Consider the following 16,784-nt stretch of genomic DNA (forward strand, 5'->3'; position numbering starts at 1 on the left):
TTAGATTTTGGCTGCGAGCATAGAAATTCGGGAATTGAAAATCAATCTCAGATCCTATTCTCCCTCGATTTACGTCTTTTTTTCGGTAACGGTTTATACCTCAGCTAAACGGATGTTTGACCCGCCGCAAGGTCAAAAACAGTTGGATGGAGGGGAAAAGGAAGATTCTTCTTCTCAACCAACTACTTTTGACCGCACCCATGCAATGAACCATAAACGAAAAATGTGAAAAATGTCAATCGCAGGCGGCGCAAAGTATAGAAAAAACTTGCTTGAACTAACTGTATCGATCGACCAAAGCTAGAGCTGCTTGGCGATGTTTCTCTACCAACTCAGTCGGCGATATTACTTGGGCATTTTCCATGTGCCGATAAACCCAAAGGCTAAATTCTTTGAGAGAACGAGGAGGCAATTCGATTGTATAATTGACATGGGTTAGATCTTCTATAGAGCTATCTTTTGGGAATGGATCGACTTTTTGACGGGGATGACGACGTTCGCCTTCTAAGATAAAAGGTATTACGGCTGGAAAAAAACGCACCTTGATTTTTTCTAATGTCAATTTTCCCTCTAATTCAGCCTTCTGTTCATCGAATTCGCCCAAGTATAGACCCCAGCCATTTTCCAAGAGTTTATGAGCTTTGATTAAACTTTGCTGCTGTGCGGCTAAACCGCGTCCAGAAGCGGTGATAATTTGACAATAATTTTTAAACCGATTTACCCGTCCGATCGCTAAGTGATTGTTTGAGCAGTATTCATAAATAATATACCAGGCAATGTCATAATAAATTAATTGTAACGGCCAAACTTGTATAAGGCCGATGTTACCGCGCTGGTAGGGGTCGCTGTGCCGAGAAATTTCGATCGCCTGACCTTCACAGATTGCTTGTTCGACTGCATCTAGCTGGTGAAATAAATTATTGCGGTTCTTACCTTTAGCCATCATTTCTTCGGGGTCAGTATAATTGATGGCTCGATTGAGATGTTCTCTGATCGGATAAAAGAATTGACCTTTTAGTTCTAAATCTAATCCCCGCAGTCGTTTGTTGAGTGTTTGATAAATGCGTCTCGTTTGGGGGTTGCCTTGATATTTGGCAGCAGAAGCTAAGGCAACAAAAGCTACTCGCAATTCGGATCGACTCATAGCCCCAGTGCCGAGATAATATCCTTGGCGATACATCCGCCGATCGAGTATTCCGTAACGTCGCAAGGTTTCTAAGTCTTTGCGGATGGTGGGGATGGAATAGTTGGGAAGTTCTATATTGAGGTCGCGGGCAACTTGCTGTAAGCTATTCTGCACTTGTTCTAGAGCGTCGTGATGTCCATCTGCTGGCGATTCATCTTCCTCTTTACAGCCGACGCCGGGGTATTGGATGAGGGTGGCAATGAGCAGCATTAGCCGATCGAATGTTTGTTGGTCTGAGTAGGGGTGCGGGGTGGGTTTTTTGGCCATGTGCAGATGTCAAGTAAAAGCCGATATCGATCGCCTGTTCTCAAAGTTATGGAATTTAGCCCAGCACGCGCATTGTGGGCTATTCGATTTAATTGGATGGATATTGTAAGTTTATAGTATTTCTGGGATAAGTGCTGTTAACTTCGATGAAGGATAAGTTCGATCGCCTATTGGCTGACAAAATTATATGCAGACTAGCACGCAACTGGAACTAAATCGCGTCGATACTTTAATTATTTCGGTTGGTACTCGTCAGGTAGGTTGGCGATCGCATAATGGGGTGGTGCGTTGCTTCGGTGCGGATGGCGATCGCGGTCATCCGGGTCATATTAACGAATTATACCGGGAACTGGGGATCGATCGCGGTTTTTACGAGGATAACCAGCGCTATCTCTGGAGTGTGCGGGATTTGGGCCAGCGCTACTGGGAGCATTGTCGGGAATGGCTGGGTGACGATTTTAGCGCTGTTGAGCTTTTGTTGGATGACAAGATTATAGCCGATTGCGTTGCTAAAGGTTTGAAACAGGTGATTCTGTGGGCGACCGATCAACCGGAAACTGTTGCTTGGAATTATCGGCGTGCTGATACTCTCTGGTTGGCAGAGTTGATGAAGGGGAAGATTGAAGCTACTTGGAAAGGCGTAAAGGTGGATGTTTTGCATCCCGTTGTTAATGCTAACAATCGGGAGGCGATTCGTCAAGAGTTGGAAGGTTTTATTTTACCTTTGGCTTTGGAGGGTATGAAGGGGATGCCTGCGGATGAGGCGGAACAGTTTGTCCTGGTTATTGAGAATAAGGGGGCTGTTCCGGCGATCGCAGAAGGGTTGGAAATTTGTGCGGCAGCTTTGGTGCGGCAATGTCAGGTAATAAATGCTACCCCGATCGAACCGCAACCGCTTTACCGAGAAGTTGCTGATGGGAATTCTTCTGCTTGTACGGCTCAAATTTATGATTTTATGCCTGTGAGCGAGTATTTTTGGCCTTTGGAACGTTTGCGGGTGATTTCTGCTTGGGAAAGGGGTGATTTTTTGGAGGCGCAGCTTTGGTTGAAGGCGCATCAAAGTCGTCACAAGGTATTATATCAGTTGGCGGGATATTTGTCACTCTCTACTAATTGGGAGATTGCCAAGTTTCTGCAAGATAAGAATTTTGAAACTGGTTGGTTGCGTTCTAAGGCGTTGAATGGTTTGGCGACGGGGGAGGAGATTAATGGTTGGCGCGATCGCTTGCTCTTTTTGCGGAAAGATGAGTTTGCCCAAGGGTGGGAAAGCGTGTTTTTAATCGAGTTGGCGTTACGGCGGGAGAATTATACTGGTGCTTTCGTGCAATTCGCTCAAACGCTGGAACGGTTGCTGTATCTGCGCTGTCAGCAGGAAGATTGGTTAAGTAAAGGTTGGGTTCGGATTGAGAGTGACCGGGGTTCCGATCCGAGTTTCAGTCAGTTAATGTATGGTTGGTTGACTATGGAGAATTATACCAAATCGGACAATTTTTGGCAACTGTTTACGGCAATTCGGGTCAGGCGAAACGATATTATTCACAAAGCGGAAGCGGTGACTTTGGGGCAATTGCGATCGCTTTGGGCAGATAAAGGTTTTCCGGTGAAGATAAATTCTGATTCTGGGGAAATTTTGAAGTTGATGATGGATCTTCTCAAAGGAGTTTGTCGTTCTAGTTGGAAGATACCAAACAAAACATTGTTGCGATCGCTTTACGATTGGGGATTAAAAGTTTTGAGCGATGAATCGGCAAAAAGTTGAGAAATTAGGGGTCTTTCGGAATCCGGCCTGCTAATGTTCCATAAATGAACATTATTGTAGTAGCACGGCGTCATCAATATGTCGATCATACCAAGATTTAATTATGCCGTGTCCCTACGACCGCATATTTAACACGAAATAACCTAAATTACCAAGGAGGATTTATGTATCTCTCTTCTCGTTCTGCTTTCGTGCGTAATTTGTCTGTATCTGTGGTAAATGGCAGCATTACTTTAATCATTTTGCTGATTGCACCTTTGGGTTTAGTTGCTGTGATTATCAATACGCTCTTGGTGATGTTATTTAGCTTTGTGACGGCGACGGCTGCTGATAGAATTGTGGGTTACTTAACGCCGCAAACTCAGGAGGCGGAGTTGTTAAATCGGGCGAATAAAGCTGAGATTCGGCAACGAGATGCCGATAGCAGCAATATTCAATAGGTACGTTGTTGCGCTTCAGCGCTCTTATCCTAGTTCTCATAAGAGCAGGTACGTTGTTGCGCTTCAGCGCTCTTATCCTAGTTCTCATAAGAGCGCTAAAGCGCAACTACGTACCTAAGAATAATTAGCAGATTGAATTAGTTTAAATCGAAAATAATGCTGACTCTTTACGTATCGCAACAAGGTTGCTATGTTTCGCTAGCACAAGAAATGTTGGTAGTTAAACAAAAAGACAATATTCTGGGAGAGGTACAGTTACCTTTGCTGGAACAAGTGCTGATTTTCGGTAAATCTCAGGTGACTACTCAAGCTATTCGTGCTTGTTTGTGGCGCAATATTCCGATTGCTTATTTGTCGCGGATGGGCTACTGTTATGGGAGAATTTTACCTATCGAACGGGGATATCGGCAGTTGTCTCGCTATCAGCAGCAATTGGATTTTCCGCAACGGTTGGTGGTGGCGAGAGAGATTGTGAAAGCTAAGTTGAAAAATAGTCGAGTTATCTTGCAACGACAACAACGACGCCGGGGTACGGAAACGATTGCTTTTGCAATTCAAAGTTTAGAATATTTGATTGGGAAAGCTGGGTCAGCGGAAACTCTGGAACGGTTGATGGGATATGAAGGTGCGGGTGCGGCTAGTTATTTTTCGGCTTTTGCGGAATGTTTGGAGAATGCAGAGTTTGTATTTTTGGCGCGTTCCCGTCGTCCGCCGGGAAATCCGGTGAATGCGATGTTGAGTTTTGGTTATCAGGTGTTATGGAATCACTTGTTGGCGTTGATTGAATTGCAGGGACTTGACGCCTATCAAGCTTGTTTGCATCAGGGTACGGAACGCCATGCGGCGCTTGCTTCTGATTTGGTGGAGGAGTTTCGGGCTGCAATTGTTGATTCTTTGGTGCTGTATTTGGTGAATCGGCGGATGATTGATGCAAATGAGGATTTTTTCTATGGGGATGGGGGGTGTTTTTTGAATGATGGTGGTAGGCGTAAGTATTTGAAGGCTTTTTTGCAGCGAATGGAGGAAGAAATAGAGACTGATGAAGGTGGGAAGCAACCTAAGTGGGATTTGTTGACTCAACAGGTGAAGGCTTATAAGCAGTTTGTTTACAATCCGGTTGTGGGTTATAAGCCTTATCAAATTCGATGAGTGAAAGTCAAAAGTCTTTTTTTTTTGACTTTTGACTTTTGAATGAGTGACTTTTGACTTTCTTCTATGCTTCTTTACGTTGTAGTTTACCGAAAAACGAGCTAAAGCCCCCGGCTTTAGACGTGGGGATGCAAGCGATTCGCGGTTTTAACCGCAGTCAAATATTACATTTTGTTACTAAAGCTATTAATTTTACGCTGTCCATGTCAGATTAAGGATAGGCAACAAAGGTCGAAACATGATAGTCTACGAGTTCAAACTCAAAGGAAAAGAACAGCAATATCAAGCCGTTGATGATGCGATACGCACATCGCAATTCATCAGAAACAAATGTTTGCGTTTCTGGATGGATAATAAAGGCATAAACAAATATGACTTAAGTGCTTATACGGCGGTATTAGCTAAAGAATTTCCCTTTGCGAATGAACTTAATTCGACGGCTAGACAATCTTCTGCCGAACGTTGTTGGTCAGGGATTAATAGATTCTTTGAGAACTGCAAAAAGAAGATTGCAGGTAAAAAAGGATTCCCTAGATTCAAGAAGAATCAACGTTCTGTGGAATATAAAAAGTCAGGATGGAAGCTTTCTGAGGACAGGAAGAGGATAACTTTTACTGATAAAAAAGGGATTGGTAGTGTTAAACTCGTCGGCACTTACGACCTACACTTTTACCAAGTTGAACAAATTCAACGAGTAAGACTGGTTAAAAAAGCCGATGGCTATTATTGTCAATTCTGTATCCAAGTAGAAGTTAAACAGACTTTACAACCTACGGGTAGAGCAATTGGTATAGATGTGGGATTGAACCATTTCTATACTGATAGCCAAGGTGAGAAGGTTGACAACCCACGATTTCTAAGAAAGTCGGAGAAGAAATTAAAGAAAGCACAACGTCAAGTTTCTCAAAAGGTTAAAGGCTCAAATAATAGAAAGAAAGCTATTAACCGTTTAGGTAGAACGCATTTAAAAGTCTCACGCCAGCGTAAAGATTTTGCTGTGAAATTAGCAAGATGCGTAGTGATGTCTAATGACATCGTGGCGGTGGAGGACTTAAAGGTGCGAAACATGGTAAAAAATCATCATTTAGCTAAGTCAATTAGCGATGCCGCTTGGTCACAATTTAGGGAATGGCTAGAATATTTTGCACTTAAATTTGGCAAAATTGTTGTAGCTGTTCCGCCTCATTTCACCAGTCAGAATTGTTCGGGTTGTGGGCAGATTGTGAAAAAATCCCTATCTATTCGCACCCACGTTTGTAAATGTGGAGTTGTTTTAGATAGGGATGAAAATGCCGCAATTAATATTTTAATTAAGGCATTAAGATTGCTTGGTTATGTTTCAAATACGGTAGGGCATACCGAAATTAACGCTTGTGGAGAGATGATCCTCTACTTAAATCTGGAAACAGCGTTTAAGCAAGATTGCTCGTTTAAGCAAGAATCCCCGTCCCTTTAGGGCTGGGGAGTGTCAAGATATTCCTTGCGATAAGCGACGAAACAAAGTGTCGGATTTGTTGGAGGGGTACGGACGGCGGGTGCAATATTCGGTGTTTGAATGTGTGCTGTCTTCTAGTAAATATGAGGAATTGCGGGAAAGATTGAGGGAAAGGGTAAAGCTGGAGGAGGATAATGTGCGATTTTATCCTTTGTCTGGGCATACTTTGGGACAGGTGGAAACTTGGGGCGTTGGGCCGTCTGTGACTGAGTTGCCTGGGTCGGTGATTATTTAGGTTTGGTTGCGAGGCTGAGGAAAAATGGCTGGATTGACGCTGTTTCGTTGCGAGCCTCGCAGCTGTGCTGGGTAAGGGTTTGGGGGATTTTCCCAAGGCGAGGTTGTCTGGTTTTGTGGTAGGATTAACTGAGCTTCGCAAATGCCTTCTGGACATTAGGCCAGGTCAGGGTTTCAGAAGCAGCCCTCCCTACTCGCTAGGGAAATTAGTTGAATGGAAACTTCGTCAGCTTTAGCTACTGATAGATATCGGTTTTGATCTTCATCCCTACTCGCTAGGGAAATTAGTTGAATGGAAACTTCATCAGCCATTCGTGTTTCCGCTTTAGAGACTTTGATGACTCCCTACTCGCTAGGGAAATTAGTTGAATGGAAACTCTAGTAGCGTGATTTCGCCATTGACGGTGATTTTAATTTCCACTTCTCCCTACTCGCTAGGGAAATTAGTTGAATGGAAACAATTCGGGGAGGAAATGCTCAATTGCTTTGATTGCAGCCTCCCTACTCGCTAGGGAAATTAGTTGAATGGAAACTGTGACAAAAACAGCGAACTAAGAGGGTTGTTTTTTGATCTCCCTACTCGCTAGGGAAATTAGTTGAATGGAAACTTTCCACACTCATCAATGTATGGGTCGCCACCCAGTATGCTCCCTACTCGCTAGGGAAATTAGTTGAATGGAAACCCTTAGAAGGGATGGTGGCGGAGATGAAGAAAAGATATCTCCCTACTCGCTAGGGAAATTAGTTGAATGGAAACGGAAGAAGGATCTTAACTTTGGTTCCTACTTGAAATCTTTGCTCCCTACTCGCTAGGGAAATTAGTTGAATGGAAACCCTCGGCGGGTGGTGGTGGGCGCTCAGCAGCTTGCCTCCCTACTCGCTAGGGAAATTAGTTGAATGGAAACGCGCTTCTACCTGTTGTAATAGGCTCGATAGCAACTCTAGGGACTCCCTACTCGCTAGGGAAATTAGTTGAATGGAAACTTCCCCCGATCGGGATCTGAAAGCCCGTTGAGCAAATCTCCCTACTCGCTAGGGAAATTAGTTGAATGGAAACCTACAAGGGTTAAATTTCCCCTTAAAGACCTTAAAAGCCTCCCTACTCGCTAGGGAAATTAGTTGAATGGAAACTTAGCATCGAAGTTATTGGGTTTGGGCTTGACGGCAACTCCCTACTCGCTAGGGAAATTAGTTGAATGGAAACCTTTAATCCCAAAAGTTGAATGGGAGGCTTTTCCATCCTCCCTACTCGCTAGGGAAATTAGTTGAATGGAAACCTCTTCTTGGGATATCCGCAAAGATAAAATTCCTAAGCCTCCCTACTCGCTAGGGAAATTAGTTGAATGGAAACTACCATAACCCTTTAAATGTGGGTTCGTATTTACACACCCATCTCCCTACTCGCTAGGGAAATTAGTTGAATGGAAACTTATTTATCAGGTCTTGTTTTGCAGTGGCCTTCATCTCAAACTCCCTACTCGCTAGGGAAATTAGTTGAATGGAAACATCCATTCCAGGCAAGTTTTACAGTATTTCCGGGCTCTCCCTACTCGCTAGGGAAATTAGTTGAATGGAAACAAGCTAGTTTGACGATACGCTTGCAAAGCGTTATGAAGGAAACGCCTATACTCCCTACTCGCTAGGGAAATTAGTTGAATGGAAACAACAGAACAGAGAAACCCGGTTTCTTCAAGAAACCGGGTTTCTGAACCCACAGGTAACTTTTGACGAGCCTATAAAACATTAAACCTAGCCAACAATTCCGCACGGGATAAATTAGACAATTGCAACAACAAAGCCGTTGAATTTGCTAGCGGCAATGCCAACAAAGGCTCAATAATTGCTGTTAGTTCCTCATCCAATTCCCCAAATTTCGCCCTCAACAAATTTTCCACAAAAATTCGCTGTCCTTGCCCAATACCCCGCTCAATACCTTGCCCAATACCGCGCTCAATACCGCGCTCAATACCGCGTTCGATACCGCGCTCGATACCTTGCTCGATACCTTGCTCGATACCTTGCTGAGTAGCTTCAGCTAAACGTTGCTCGTAAAGTGGTGACAAACGCATAATTAAATCTCGCTCCTCTGGTTCTAAATTTTGCTTTACCTCTAATATAGTCTTGAGGTTACTTAACAACTCCAACGCCACACCCCGTAACGGGTCATTTTCTGGAAGTGCCGCCAATTCATCAATCGCTTGTTGCTGCACTCTCCCTTTGCCTAAAATTCGTAACCAAAGTGTTTCTGGCGTTGGCGGTAATTGGTGAACAACCACAATTGCCCCTTTCCAATGTGCAGGCAAAAAATAAACCCCGCTAACCCAGTTATCTAGATCGAGTTTAGCTCCAAAACCTGCCAATAGGAAGTCTGATGCAGTGGGACAAATTATCCACAGATGAGGTAAATCTGTCTCCTCAACACGGGTATTATTTCGATTTCCCGAACTTCACCAGCAATATTACGACTTGTTTCTACCTCTCCCAACGGTGATAACAATTCTTTCAGATAGTCTTTAGCAAATTGGTCGTAAGGAAATACAGTCATTCAATTTTTGATTTTTGATTTTTGATTGAGGAATTGAGGAATTGCTTAAGTCAATTATAATAGTTAGCCCAGAAACCGGGTTTCTTTTCTGCGTAGCGCGATCGCACTAAATTGTCAAGCCAAAGCAAATAATCAATCAAAACTCACCATATCACCGGAAAACCTCACCAGCACCAGCTTTAAGACCTCAGATTAAAAAAATATGGATATTTACTTACTCTGGCTTTTTTGGCATAATGCTTGATACACTGCAATACAAGGAGAGTGAGAGACGGCTGCACTCGATCGATCTTCGATAGCCCACCGCAAAACCACTATATAAGGATAGAACCTGTGTCGCAAGCATACTGGCAAGCGAAAATTTGGGGCTTACTACACGATCCCGCATTGAAAGCCTTACACGATAATAGCGGACGTGGCGGCAATAGCTTCTGGCAAGAATTAGAAGTGATGCGAGAGTGGAGGGAAAAAGGTGCGAATCCAGAAGAGTCGGGTAAGACAATTCTCAAACATATCCACTTGGCAGATTATATCGCGTCGGCTAGCGACAGAGGTGCGATCGGCTGCGTCACCGCTAGTATCAACTATGGTAAAAACGGTTTGGAAATTTCCCACCTGCTATCCGGGGAAAAACTGCGCTGGAAAGTAAAGCAGCATGAGGAAATTATAGGCGATCGCAAAAACTACCTGCAAACACAAGAAACCAAACTCCTCCACGCAATCCCAGATATCACTAAAACCGATATCAAACGCTTATTTTGGTGGTTATGGCGTTGCTTACCAGAAGCAGCTTGTCAGCAACTACAGGATAACACCCTCCTGCTAATGCCAGCCGAAACCCGCCTTCCCGACAGTTCCATCTGGAGTCACGCCAGCATCACCGCCGCCTTAGCAGGTGCCTTAGCAGGATACCATCTCACACCCGCCGACATCGAGAAAAAGTGGCCATCCGACAAAACCTTATCCCATCCCTATCTTGCCACCTTCAGCTTCACCCCAGTGCAAGAACTCATCAAAGCCAGTCGCAAAACACGCGATTTTTGGGCAGGTTCTTGGCTATTACATTATATTTCCGCAGCCGTTAGTTGGAAACTGGCAATGCAATACGGCCCCGATACTTTAATATATCCCAGTTTGTACCAACAGCCCTTAATCGACTTGTGGTTATTGCAAAAATATCCCGAATTCCAACATTGGATAGAAACACCAACATCCCGTTCTCTCCTCACCGCCGGATTTCCCAACGTCCTCGTATTAGTGCTACCAAAAGATAAGGTAGCCGATGCCATGCAAACTGCCAAACAAACAGTGAAAGAAACTTGGCACAACTTAGGTAAATTAGTTTTCGACGAATTGCAAAATGAAAAAAAATGGATGCCAGATTTACAACCCAATAGTAGCACCTGGTTTAATTGGCTAAACGCCCAATGGCAAAGCTATTGGAGTGCAGTCCCCATCGGTAAAGAAGGGGAAGAACTGAAAAATGCAGCCATTCCAAAAGAAAGGGAGTCCGAATTTCAACCTTGGCTAGACGCCCAAAATCAAGCTTACATTCCCAACCCCAAAGATAACCTATTTCACGATGATGAAATCGCCTTTCTTCGCGAAGCATATCAACAACGTTTAGAGAGACAAGGCAGAAAATTCAGCGTTAACGTTGGTTCCTGGTGGCCAAAAATTTTCGACCAAACCCGCTTCGCCTTAGCCGCCGTCAAAAATGCTCGTACTTGGCAAATTCCCACTGCTTTCGGCCCTCGTTCTACTATATCGGGTTTAGGGCCAGTTGTCCATCCCGGCGCGGACTGGATAACGGAAGCGGAAACGAAAAAATATTGGCAGCAACAAGCTGGTTTATTTGATGGTAGAGAACAATTAAATGCTACCGAAACCGTTAAACGAACTTTAGAAGAAATCTTACCCGAATTATTAGGAATAGAAGAGGATAAAATTGCCGCTTCTTACCCTGACTTAACCGCAGGTGTGGCGGGATATTTGAAAGTTAACGCTGAGGATATCAACCATCAGCAAAATTTCGACACCGCTTGTCAAGATATCCTGGAAAAATTTGATTGGGCGAAAAATGCGCTCGCCGATATGAGAAGTAAGTGGGGTATTCCTTGGATAGATAACGACAATACACCGAAAAAATATCATCCGCGCTTGTTAAATGCTGGTTGGTTAGTAGAAGATGCCGAAACTCCCGAAATCACCGCCTTACAAAAAAGCTTAAAAACCGAAAAAGACCCGGTAATCATCTCCGAAATTACCCAAGAAATCAATAAAATAAAAACCGAATATCGGCAAAACGTTCAACAAGTAATAGATACCTACTATCCCAATAATAATCCAGCCGATTGGTACGTACTAGCCGCAGGCGATGGCGACGGGATGAGTGAATGGTTGAAAGGGGAAAAAATGAAACCCTACCGTCAATATATTGCCTCAAATTTAGCTACCAAAGGAGAAACTTTTCAGAAGTTTTTAGATTTGTCTAAACGCATGGGGCCATCAACGCACAGCGCCCTCAGTCGCGCCTTATTAGACTTTTCCAATAAATTGGTTCCTTATCTGACAGAAGAACGTTATGCCGGAAGGTTAATTTATAGCGGCGGTGACGATGTTTTGGCTTACACAAATCTCTGGGAATGGGATAATTGGTTATGGGATATTCGCCAATGTTTCCGAGGAGATAAAGACACCCAAAATGAATTTAATAATGAGGGAGATTATTGGCGATGGAAAGATGGAAAATTACCCGAAGATTTAGTGGATAGACCGTTATTCACGATGGGAACTAAGGCAACAATTAGCTTTGGCATTGTAATTGCGAATCAAGCTGTTCCCCTAGCGATCGCTTTAGAAAATATGTGGGAAGCGGAGAAAGAAGGTGCGAAAAAACATCTGTCTCCAGATGGTAAATATAAAGATGCCGTTCAAATCCGCATCCTCTACAGCAATGGCAACATTTTGAAAGCTACCGCCAAATTCGATACTTTCCAACAGTGGAAAGAACTGCTAACAGTAATAGATGATTTAGAACCAGCTATTTTTGAACAAGCAGCCCAACTTTGGACTCAACACCCCGCACCAGTTAGCAGCGCGATTCTACCTTGGGCAAAAGCATTTTGTAGCCGTCGCAATTTCTTCAAAGGCGATGATGAACTTCGCGATAAATTCCAACAACAATTAGCAAAATTAATCAATACTTTATGGGATACAACTCTCCCAGAAAATTTAGACCGAGAGATTCAAAACTGGCTGAAAATTGCTGCTTTTACCTTACGAAATCGTAATATAAAGATTTGGGAAAAAGTCAATGTTCTGGTATAATATTATTCCGCTCGATGTCTTATTATTTAGGGATGCCAAACCATTTACCCCAGGCGAGAGGGCATGGGCTGGCAGCGTTTTCCCACCCAACGGTCATGCGATCGCAGGTGCATTGCGACAACTTTTAGGCGACAAAATAAACTTCCAAATTCGAGGCCCTTTTTTCTGTTACAACCAACAAACTTTATACTTTCCTCGACCCTTGGGATTTGTCGGTACAACCCCTTTAATTCCCTTAAACTTAAAATGGAATGCAGAATCGCCCCTAAATCATGTTTTATGGGATGAACAACAACCATGCCCATTATCACGTCCCTACCAAAAAGATAAAGATTGTAAAAATGAAGAGGATTTTGACCAAAAAAATTCCAAATATCGGCAATTTTTGCCTTATAATGTAGTTAAGAAATATCTAGACAGCGGAAAAATTAGCCTAGAAGATTGGGAAATTGAAGTAGACGGCGAAGACCAACCTTGGGCGATCGAAACTCGTCCACACAACGCCCTTTTAGAAGGTACGCGCCAAGTTAAAGATGCCGATGGTTACTTTGTCGAGAATGCGATTAGGCTAAAACCGAATTGGAGTTTAGCAATCGGGGCCGATCGAGAAATTGACACCCCCACAACGCTGCGACTGGGTGGCGAAGGACATCGGGCGATATTGCAACGATGCGATCGTTTAGGCAAACAGTGGGAGGATTTGCAAGAGTTATCAGAAAAGAATATTGAAAAAAGAGGAAAATCCCTTGCCTACCTCATCACACCGGGAGTATTTGAACGCCTCCACGATGATAACAAATCCATTTGTCAAGCATGGCCTTGGGAGTGGAAATTAGCCGAAACTACTAATGGGAATCAAACAAAAGGGCAATTAGTAGCCGTGGCAACAGATAGGGCAGTTCCAATTAGTTGTCGCCTGATTTCTAAAGAAAATAATAGTATTCCCGCGCCGCAAGTATTTGCCGCACCTTCTGGAAGTATTTATTACTTGGAACAACCGCAAAATTTGTTTCAGGACAATAAGACAGAGAAAGCTAACCGTTGGCGACAACTCGGTTATTCAGAATTGTTGTGGATTTCTTACAAGGAGTAATGAAAATGAAAGACTTTCGGATTGGTTATCTTTACAGTCTCGCACCGATTCACTGCGGTGGAGAAGGCGACTTAGGCAATATTTTAGAAATTGCCCGTGAAGTGCATACAAATTTCCCTTATGTGCCAGGTTCATCCTTTCGAGGTAGCTTGAGAGATGAAGTGAAATTGCTGGATGCTAATGCAGCAGATATTCTATTTGGTAGAGAATTAGATGCACAAGGTCAAATGGGGGTGCATCAAGTTTGGTTTGGCGATGCGCGCTTGTTGTGGATTCCCATGCGAACCATGTCTTTAAGAGGCGGTACTGATATTTTCACTTGGGTAAGTTGTAACTCTTTAATTAGAGATCGTGCGATCGCTTCTGGCAAACAATTTGTTACTTTTCCAAATCGACCAGTGGGAACTCGTGCGGGTACTTACGTTGTAGCAGATGCACAGATTGAAGTATCCGCTATGTCTGACCAACAAAAACAGGCGATCGCACTTTCTGAAAACTGGCCTTCTTCACTACAAGATTCCGTAAAACCAACTTGGGAACAAAATCAAATTGTCCTACCGGATGCAGATTTCCAAGTTTTAATGGAACATTCACTCTGGACGCAAATTCGCAACAAAATTCAGGATGAAACAAAAGGAGCAAATCAAGCAGGTTCTGCCGAAGGATTTTGGACGGATGTTTGCATTCCCAGAGATACAATTTTGTATTTTACCTGGGGCTACCGCTTACTAAAAGAAAACCCCGTTACTTCGTCTAAACACGATTTAATGATGGAAGTCCTTCAAGGCTTATTGCAAGTTGGTGGACAAGCAAATGTAGGAAGAGGTTGGGTGCAAAGTTGGGTTAGCGATAACACCTTTCAACCCGCTGTATCCGAGTCCACCGCAACGCCAGTAGGAGTTTAATCATGTCTAAGAAACACAAATCGTCTCAATTTCCTACCTCTCGATCGAATCCTCCCAATCAATCACCAGCAGGACAAAATGGCAATCTTATCAAGCCTAATAGTATGCCAAATTCTACACCTGCGTTACAAGAAGCGATCGCACCTTCCGAACCTAGCAGGATAAAGCCAGAACAAATCAGTTTAGATGCTCATCACCACATTCAGAAATATCTGGAGATTAGCCACAAGTCAAATGTAGATAAAAATGACTTGAATGCTGTTTTGCGACTATCTCAGCACCTGCGAGTATTTGGTTTACTTTCGGCAGTAGGTTATCTCAATCAGTCCAATGCACAGGAAAATAACGAAACTCGTAAAAGAACCTTTCCAGTATGGCGAGTGTTATTAGGGCAAATGAGTGATGAAATTAATCCACCCGGTACTCGCAAACTGATGGAAATAGAAGCTCCAAATGAGATGGCAAGAGAGTTAATGAAAGAAGTAGTCAAAATGGCTAACGAGCGACCATCTGAGTACATGGCAAGTTGGCGAAAATCTCTTAATTTATCCAATCAATGGAATTTTTGGGCAAGAGCCTATCAGGAGGATTAATGTATTCTGGAAATCGATTAATTGAACTGTTGGAAAAACAGCACGAAATGCGATCGCAACAGGCAGAAAAATACAAAGGCTTGTTTAAAAAAAGCACATTTACTATCCAGTGGCGAGCCAAAGTCGGTTCTTTTCCTCACCCAGATTTAGAAACGATTGTTTCTGCGGGTGAACCTTGCGGTGCGTGGAAACTAAATAACGGAAGACCAGAAGATAAACGTAATGTAGGTAAGAACTGGGATTTCTTATCAGTGCTACCACTGAACGGATATATTCCAGGGTCTTCCATTCGAGGATTGGTAAGAACTTGGGCAAAACAAAGACCTGAAATTAAGCCAAGAATGCTTGAAATATTAGGGTTTCAAGATAAGGAAAACATTACGCCTGGAAAGATTGAATTTTTGGATGCTTGGCCTGAAATAGCAACGAAGTTAACATTAGATATCGTTAACCCGCAAGAGCATTTTCAAGTTTATCATCAACGGCAAAGTAAGCCCCTATCTTTCTATACGCTAGGCAACGGTGAGAAACCTATAAATGTAACTGTTGCGATTCGGGGTATTCCCGGTAAAGTTACAGAAACAGAGGTTGAAGAAGTATGGGAATGGGTGCAACAAGCACTTAGTTTATATGGAGTTGGCAGTCGCACTGCTTCTGGATATGGTGCGATTAAAACTGCTAACTTATCTAAACCAATTATTGACCCTAACTATCCTGTAAAGCAATTTGATTTTATCCTCTACAGTCAGGGATGCTACGGTGCAGATCCCAACTCTCCAGATTTGCGCCCCGCCCATTGGCGAGGATGGTTACGCTCTTGGGTTTTACGGTTTCTCTTGGGAGTAATGTCTCAACAAAACGCCCAAAAAACTTTAGGAGAACTGTTCGGCACTTTGGATGCAGGAGATGGAAAAAGTCGCAAAGGATGCGTGCGTTTGGAAATGATTAAAGAAAAAACTTGGGGTGAAGTTTCTGGAAATCAGCCACGTTTTTATACCTGGAAAGGTCATTTAAAAATTAGCGCACCCAAAGATATTTTCAACAAAATTGTTTTGCCCATAGTCAAATTTGCCGTGATGGTTGGTGGTGTAGGTAGAGGTTGGCGCAGACCTTTGCATATTTTCGTTATGAATAACAACGGTAGGTCTGCCGCCAGAGGAACTTATTTAAGTTTAACGCACAAGATTAGAAAACCGGATAGTAATGAATATCAAGTTAAACTGTACGGAATAGCTTGTAATCCTTCAGATTGGCAAAAACTTTATCAAGATTGGCAAAGTGCTGTTCAACTTCAATGGTCTGATAGATACGCTCTGGGAAATAATCCGACAGCAGAAGTTTTTTCGCCAACAACTTGTGCTATTTATCTCGTTCCTGAACCATGTCAAGAGCCATTAGACCGACAAGATTTTCAATGGAGCATAACTAATCCTACTGATACTCGTGGGTGCGGTATGAATTTAATTTACGACTTAAAGTATAAGAGAAAAATTGATGTAGGCGGTAATGCGGCGGGTGGAGGCAATGCTCATTGCTCTTGGGTGAGCATTAAGCGGGTGAATATTCCTAATAAGGAACAAAATACAAATTGTCAAGAAGTTGTTTGCTTGTTTATGGGTGGACAAACACCTAATTCTAGTCATTTGCGATCGAGCTTTCTCAATGACCTCGTCCAAATCCCTGGTGCTGTTCGCCTATTTGGAGTGCAACCATGAGAACAAGAATAGATCGATCGCTATCAATTACTCATGTAATGTAACCTGAGTGAGGCGCTTTGACAGGTTTTGG

Annotated in this window: 14 protein-coding genes and 1 CRISPR repeat array; of the genes, 11 read left to right on the forward strand and 3 right to left on the reverse strand. The window is 43.2% G+C overall.

Translation table 11 applies throughout. The features are described 5' to 3' along the window. Positions 1-7: 7 nt before the first annotated feature. The gene (locus LAY41_RS02210) at positions 8-229 is read left to right on the forward strand and encodes a hypothetical protein (protein WP_249093613.1); all 222 of its coding nucleotides are present in this window, start codon (positions 8-10) and stop codon (positions 227-229) included. Positions 230-277: 48 nt separating this feature from the next. Here the strand turns inward: LAY41_RS02210 and LAY41_RS02215 are convergent, their stop codons facing one another. After that, positions 278-1,453, reverse strand: a complete 1,176-nt coding sequence (locus LAY41_RS02215; protein ID WP_249093615.1) for a helix-turn-helix transcriptional regulator — start codon at positions 1,451-1,453, stop codon at positions 278-280. Positions 1,454-1,640: 187 nt separating this feature from the next. Here LAY41_RS02215 and LAY41_RS02220 point away from each other — a divergent pair, with 187 nt between their 5' ends. The 5 genes from LAY41_RS02220 (at position 1,641) to cas2 (ending at position 6,531) form a co-directional block, all read left to right on the forward strand. Continuing rightward, complete coding sequence (locus LAY41_RS02220; protein WP_249093617.1) at positions 1,641-3,212, forward strand: hypothetical protein; 1,572 nt, start codon at positions 1,641-1,643, stop codon at positions 3,210-3,212. A gap of 164 nt (positions 3,213-3,376) precedes the next feature. Continuing rightward, on the forward strand, positions 3,377-3,652 hold the full coding sequence (gene csx18 / locus LAY41_RS02225; RefSeq protein ID WP_249093619.1) for a CRISPR-associated protein Csx18: 276 nt from the start codon (positions 3,377-3,379) through the stop codon (positions 3,650-3,652). A gap of 156 nt (positions 3,653-3,808) precedes the next feature. Further along, complete coding sequence (gene cas1 / locus LAY41_RS02230) at positions 3,809-4,801, forward strand: CRISPR-associated endonuclease Cas1 (RefSeq protein ID WP_249093620.1); 993 nt, start codon at positions 3,809-3,811, stop codon at positions 4,799-4,801. Positions 4,802-5,039: 238 nt separating this feature from the next. Beyond that, on the forward strand, positions 5,040-6,257 hold the full coding sequence (locus LAY41_RS02235; RefSeq protein WP_249093622.1) for an RNA-guided endonuclease InsQ/TnpB family protein: 1,218 nt from the start codon (positions 5,040-5,042) through the stop codon (positions 6,255-6,257). A gap of 19 nt (positions 6,258-6,276) precedes the next feature. Further along, positions 6,277-6,531 carry a CRISPR-associated endonuclease Cas2 gene (cas2, locus tag LAY41_RS02240; protein WP_338022922.1) on the forward strand — a complete coding sequence of 85 codons (255 nt, stop codon included), beginning with the start codon at positions 6,277-6,279 and terminating at the stop codon, positions 6,529-6,531. A gap of 185 nt (positions 6,532-6,716) precedes the next feature. Next, positions 6,717-8,194: a CRISPR direct-repeat array (repeat unit 36 nt; unit sequence CTCCCTACTCGCTAGGGAAATTAGTTGAATGGAAAC). A 69-nt stretch (positions 8,195-8,263) separates the two neighbouring features. Here cas2 and LAY41_RS02245 read toward each other — a convergent pair. After that, a complete protein-coding gene (locus LAY41_RS02245) occupies positions 8,264-8,833 on the reverse strand; it encodes a FliH/SctL family protein (protein WP_338022916.1) in 570 nt (189 codons plus the stop codon). 83 nt (positions 8,834-8,916) lie between these two features. Then, positions 8,917-9,075, reverse strand: a complete 159-nt coding sequence (locus LAY41_RS32530; protein WP_338022917.1) for a hypothetical protein — start codon at positions 9,073-9,075, stop codon at positions 8,917-8,919. A 333-nt stretch (positions 9,076-9,408) separates the two neighbouring features. Between LAY41_RS32530 and cas10 the strand changes: the two genes are divergently transcribed. From cas10 to LAY41_RS02270, 5 genes are read left to right on the forward strand one after another with little or no spacing between them, the layout of a single operon-like run. After that, positions 9,409-12,405: a type III-B CRISPR-associated protein Cas10/Cmr2 gene (gene cas10 / locus LAY41_RS02250; protein ID WP_249093623.1), complete on the forward strand. Its 2,997-nt coding sequence runs from the start codon at positions 9,409-9,411 to the stop codon at positions 12,403-12,405. Further along, the gene (locus tag LAY41_RS02255) at positions 12,392-13,498 is read left to right on the forward strand and encodes a type III-B CRISPR module-associated Cmr3 family protein (RefSeq protein WP_249093626.1); all 1,107 of its coding nucleotides are present in this window, start codon (positions 12,392-12,394) and stop codon (positions 13,496-13,498) included. Before cas10 ends, LAY41_RS02255 begins: the two co-directional genes overlap by 14 nt. A gap of 5 nt (positions 13,499-13,503) precedes the next feature. Continuing rightward, positions 13,504-14,403 (forward strand): type III-B CRISPR module RAMP protein Cmr4, encoded by a 900-nt coding sequence (cmr4, locus tag LAY41_RS02260; protein ID WP_249093628.1) that lies wholly within the window; start codon positions 13,504-13,506, stop codon positions 14,401-14,403. A gap of 2 nt (positions 14,404-14,405) precedes the next feature. Beyond that, positions 14,406-14,996 carry a hypothetical protein gene (locus tag LAY41_RS02265; RefSeq protein WP_249093630.1) on the forward strand — a complete coding sequence of 197 codons (591 nt, stop codon included), beginning with the start codon at positions 14,406-14,408 and terminating at the stop codon, positions 14,994-14,996. After that, entirely contained in the window at positions 14,996-16,711 is a 1,716-nt protein-coding gene (locus LAY41_RS02270) for an RAMP superfamily CRISPR-associated protein (protein ID WP_249093632.1), read from the forward strand. The genes LAY41_RS02265 and LAY41_RS02270 overlap by 1 nt, the downstream gene beginning before the upstream one ends. Positions 16,712-16,784 lie beyond the last annotated feature (73 nt).

The sequence above is a fragment of the Argonema galeatum A003/A1 genome (assembly GCF_023333595.1).
Lineage (GTDB): Bacteria > Cyanobacteriota > Cyanobacteriia > Cyanobacteriales > Aerosakkonemataceae > Argonema > Argonema galeatum.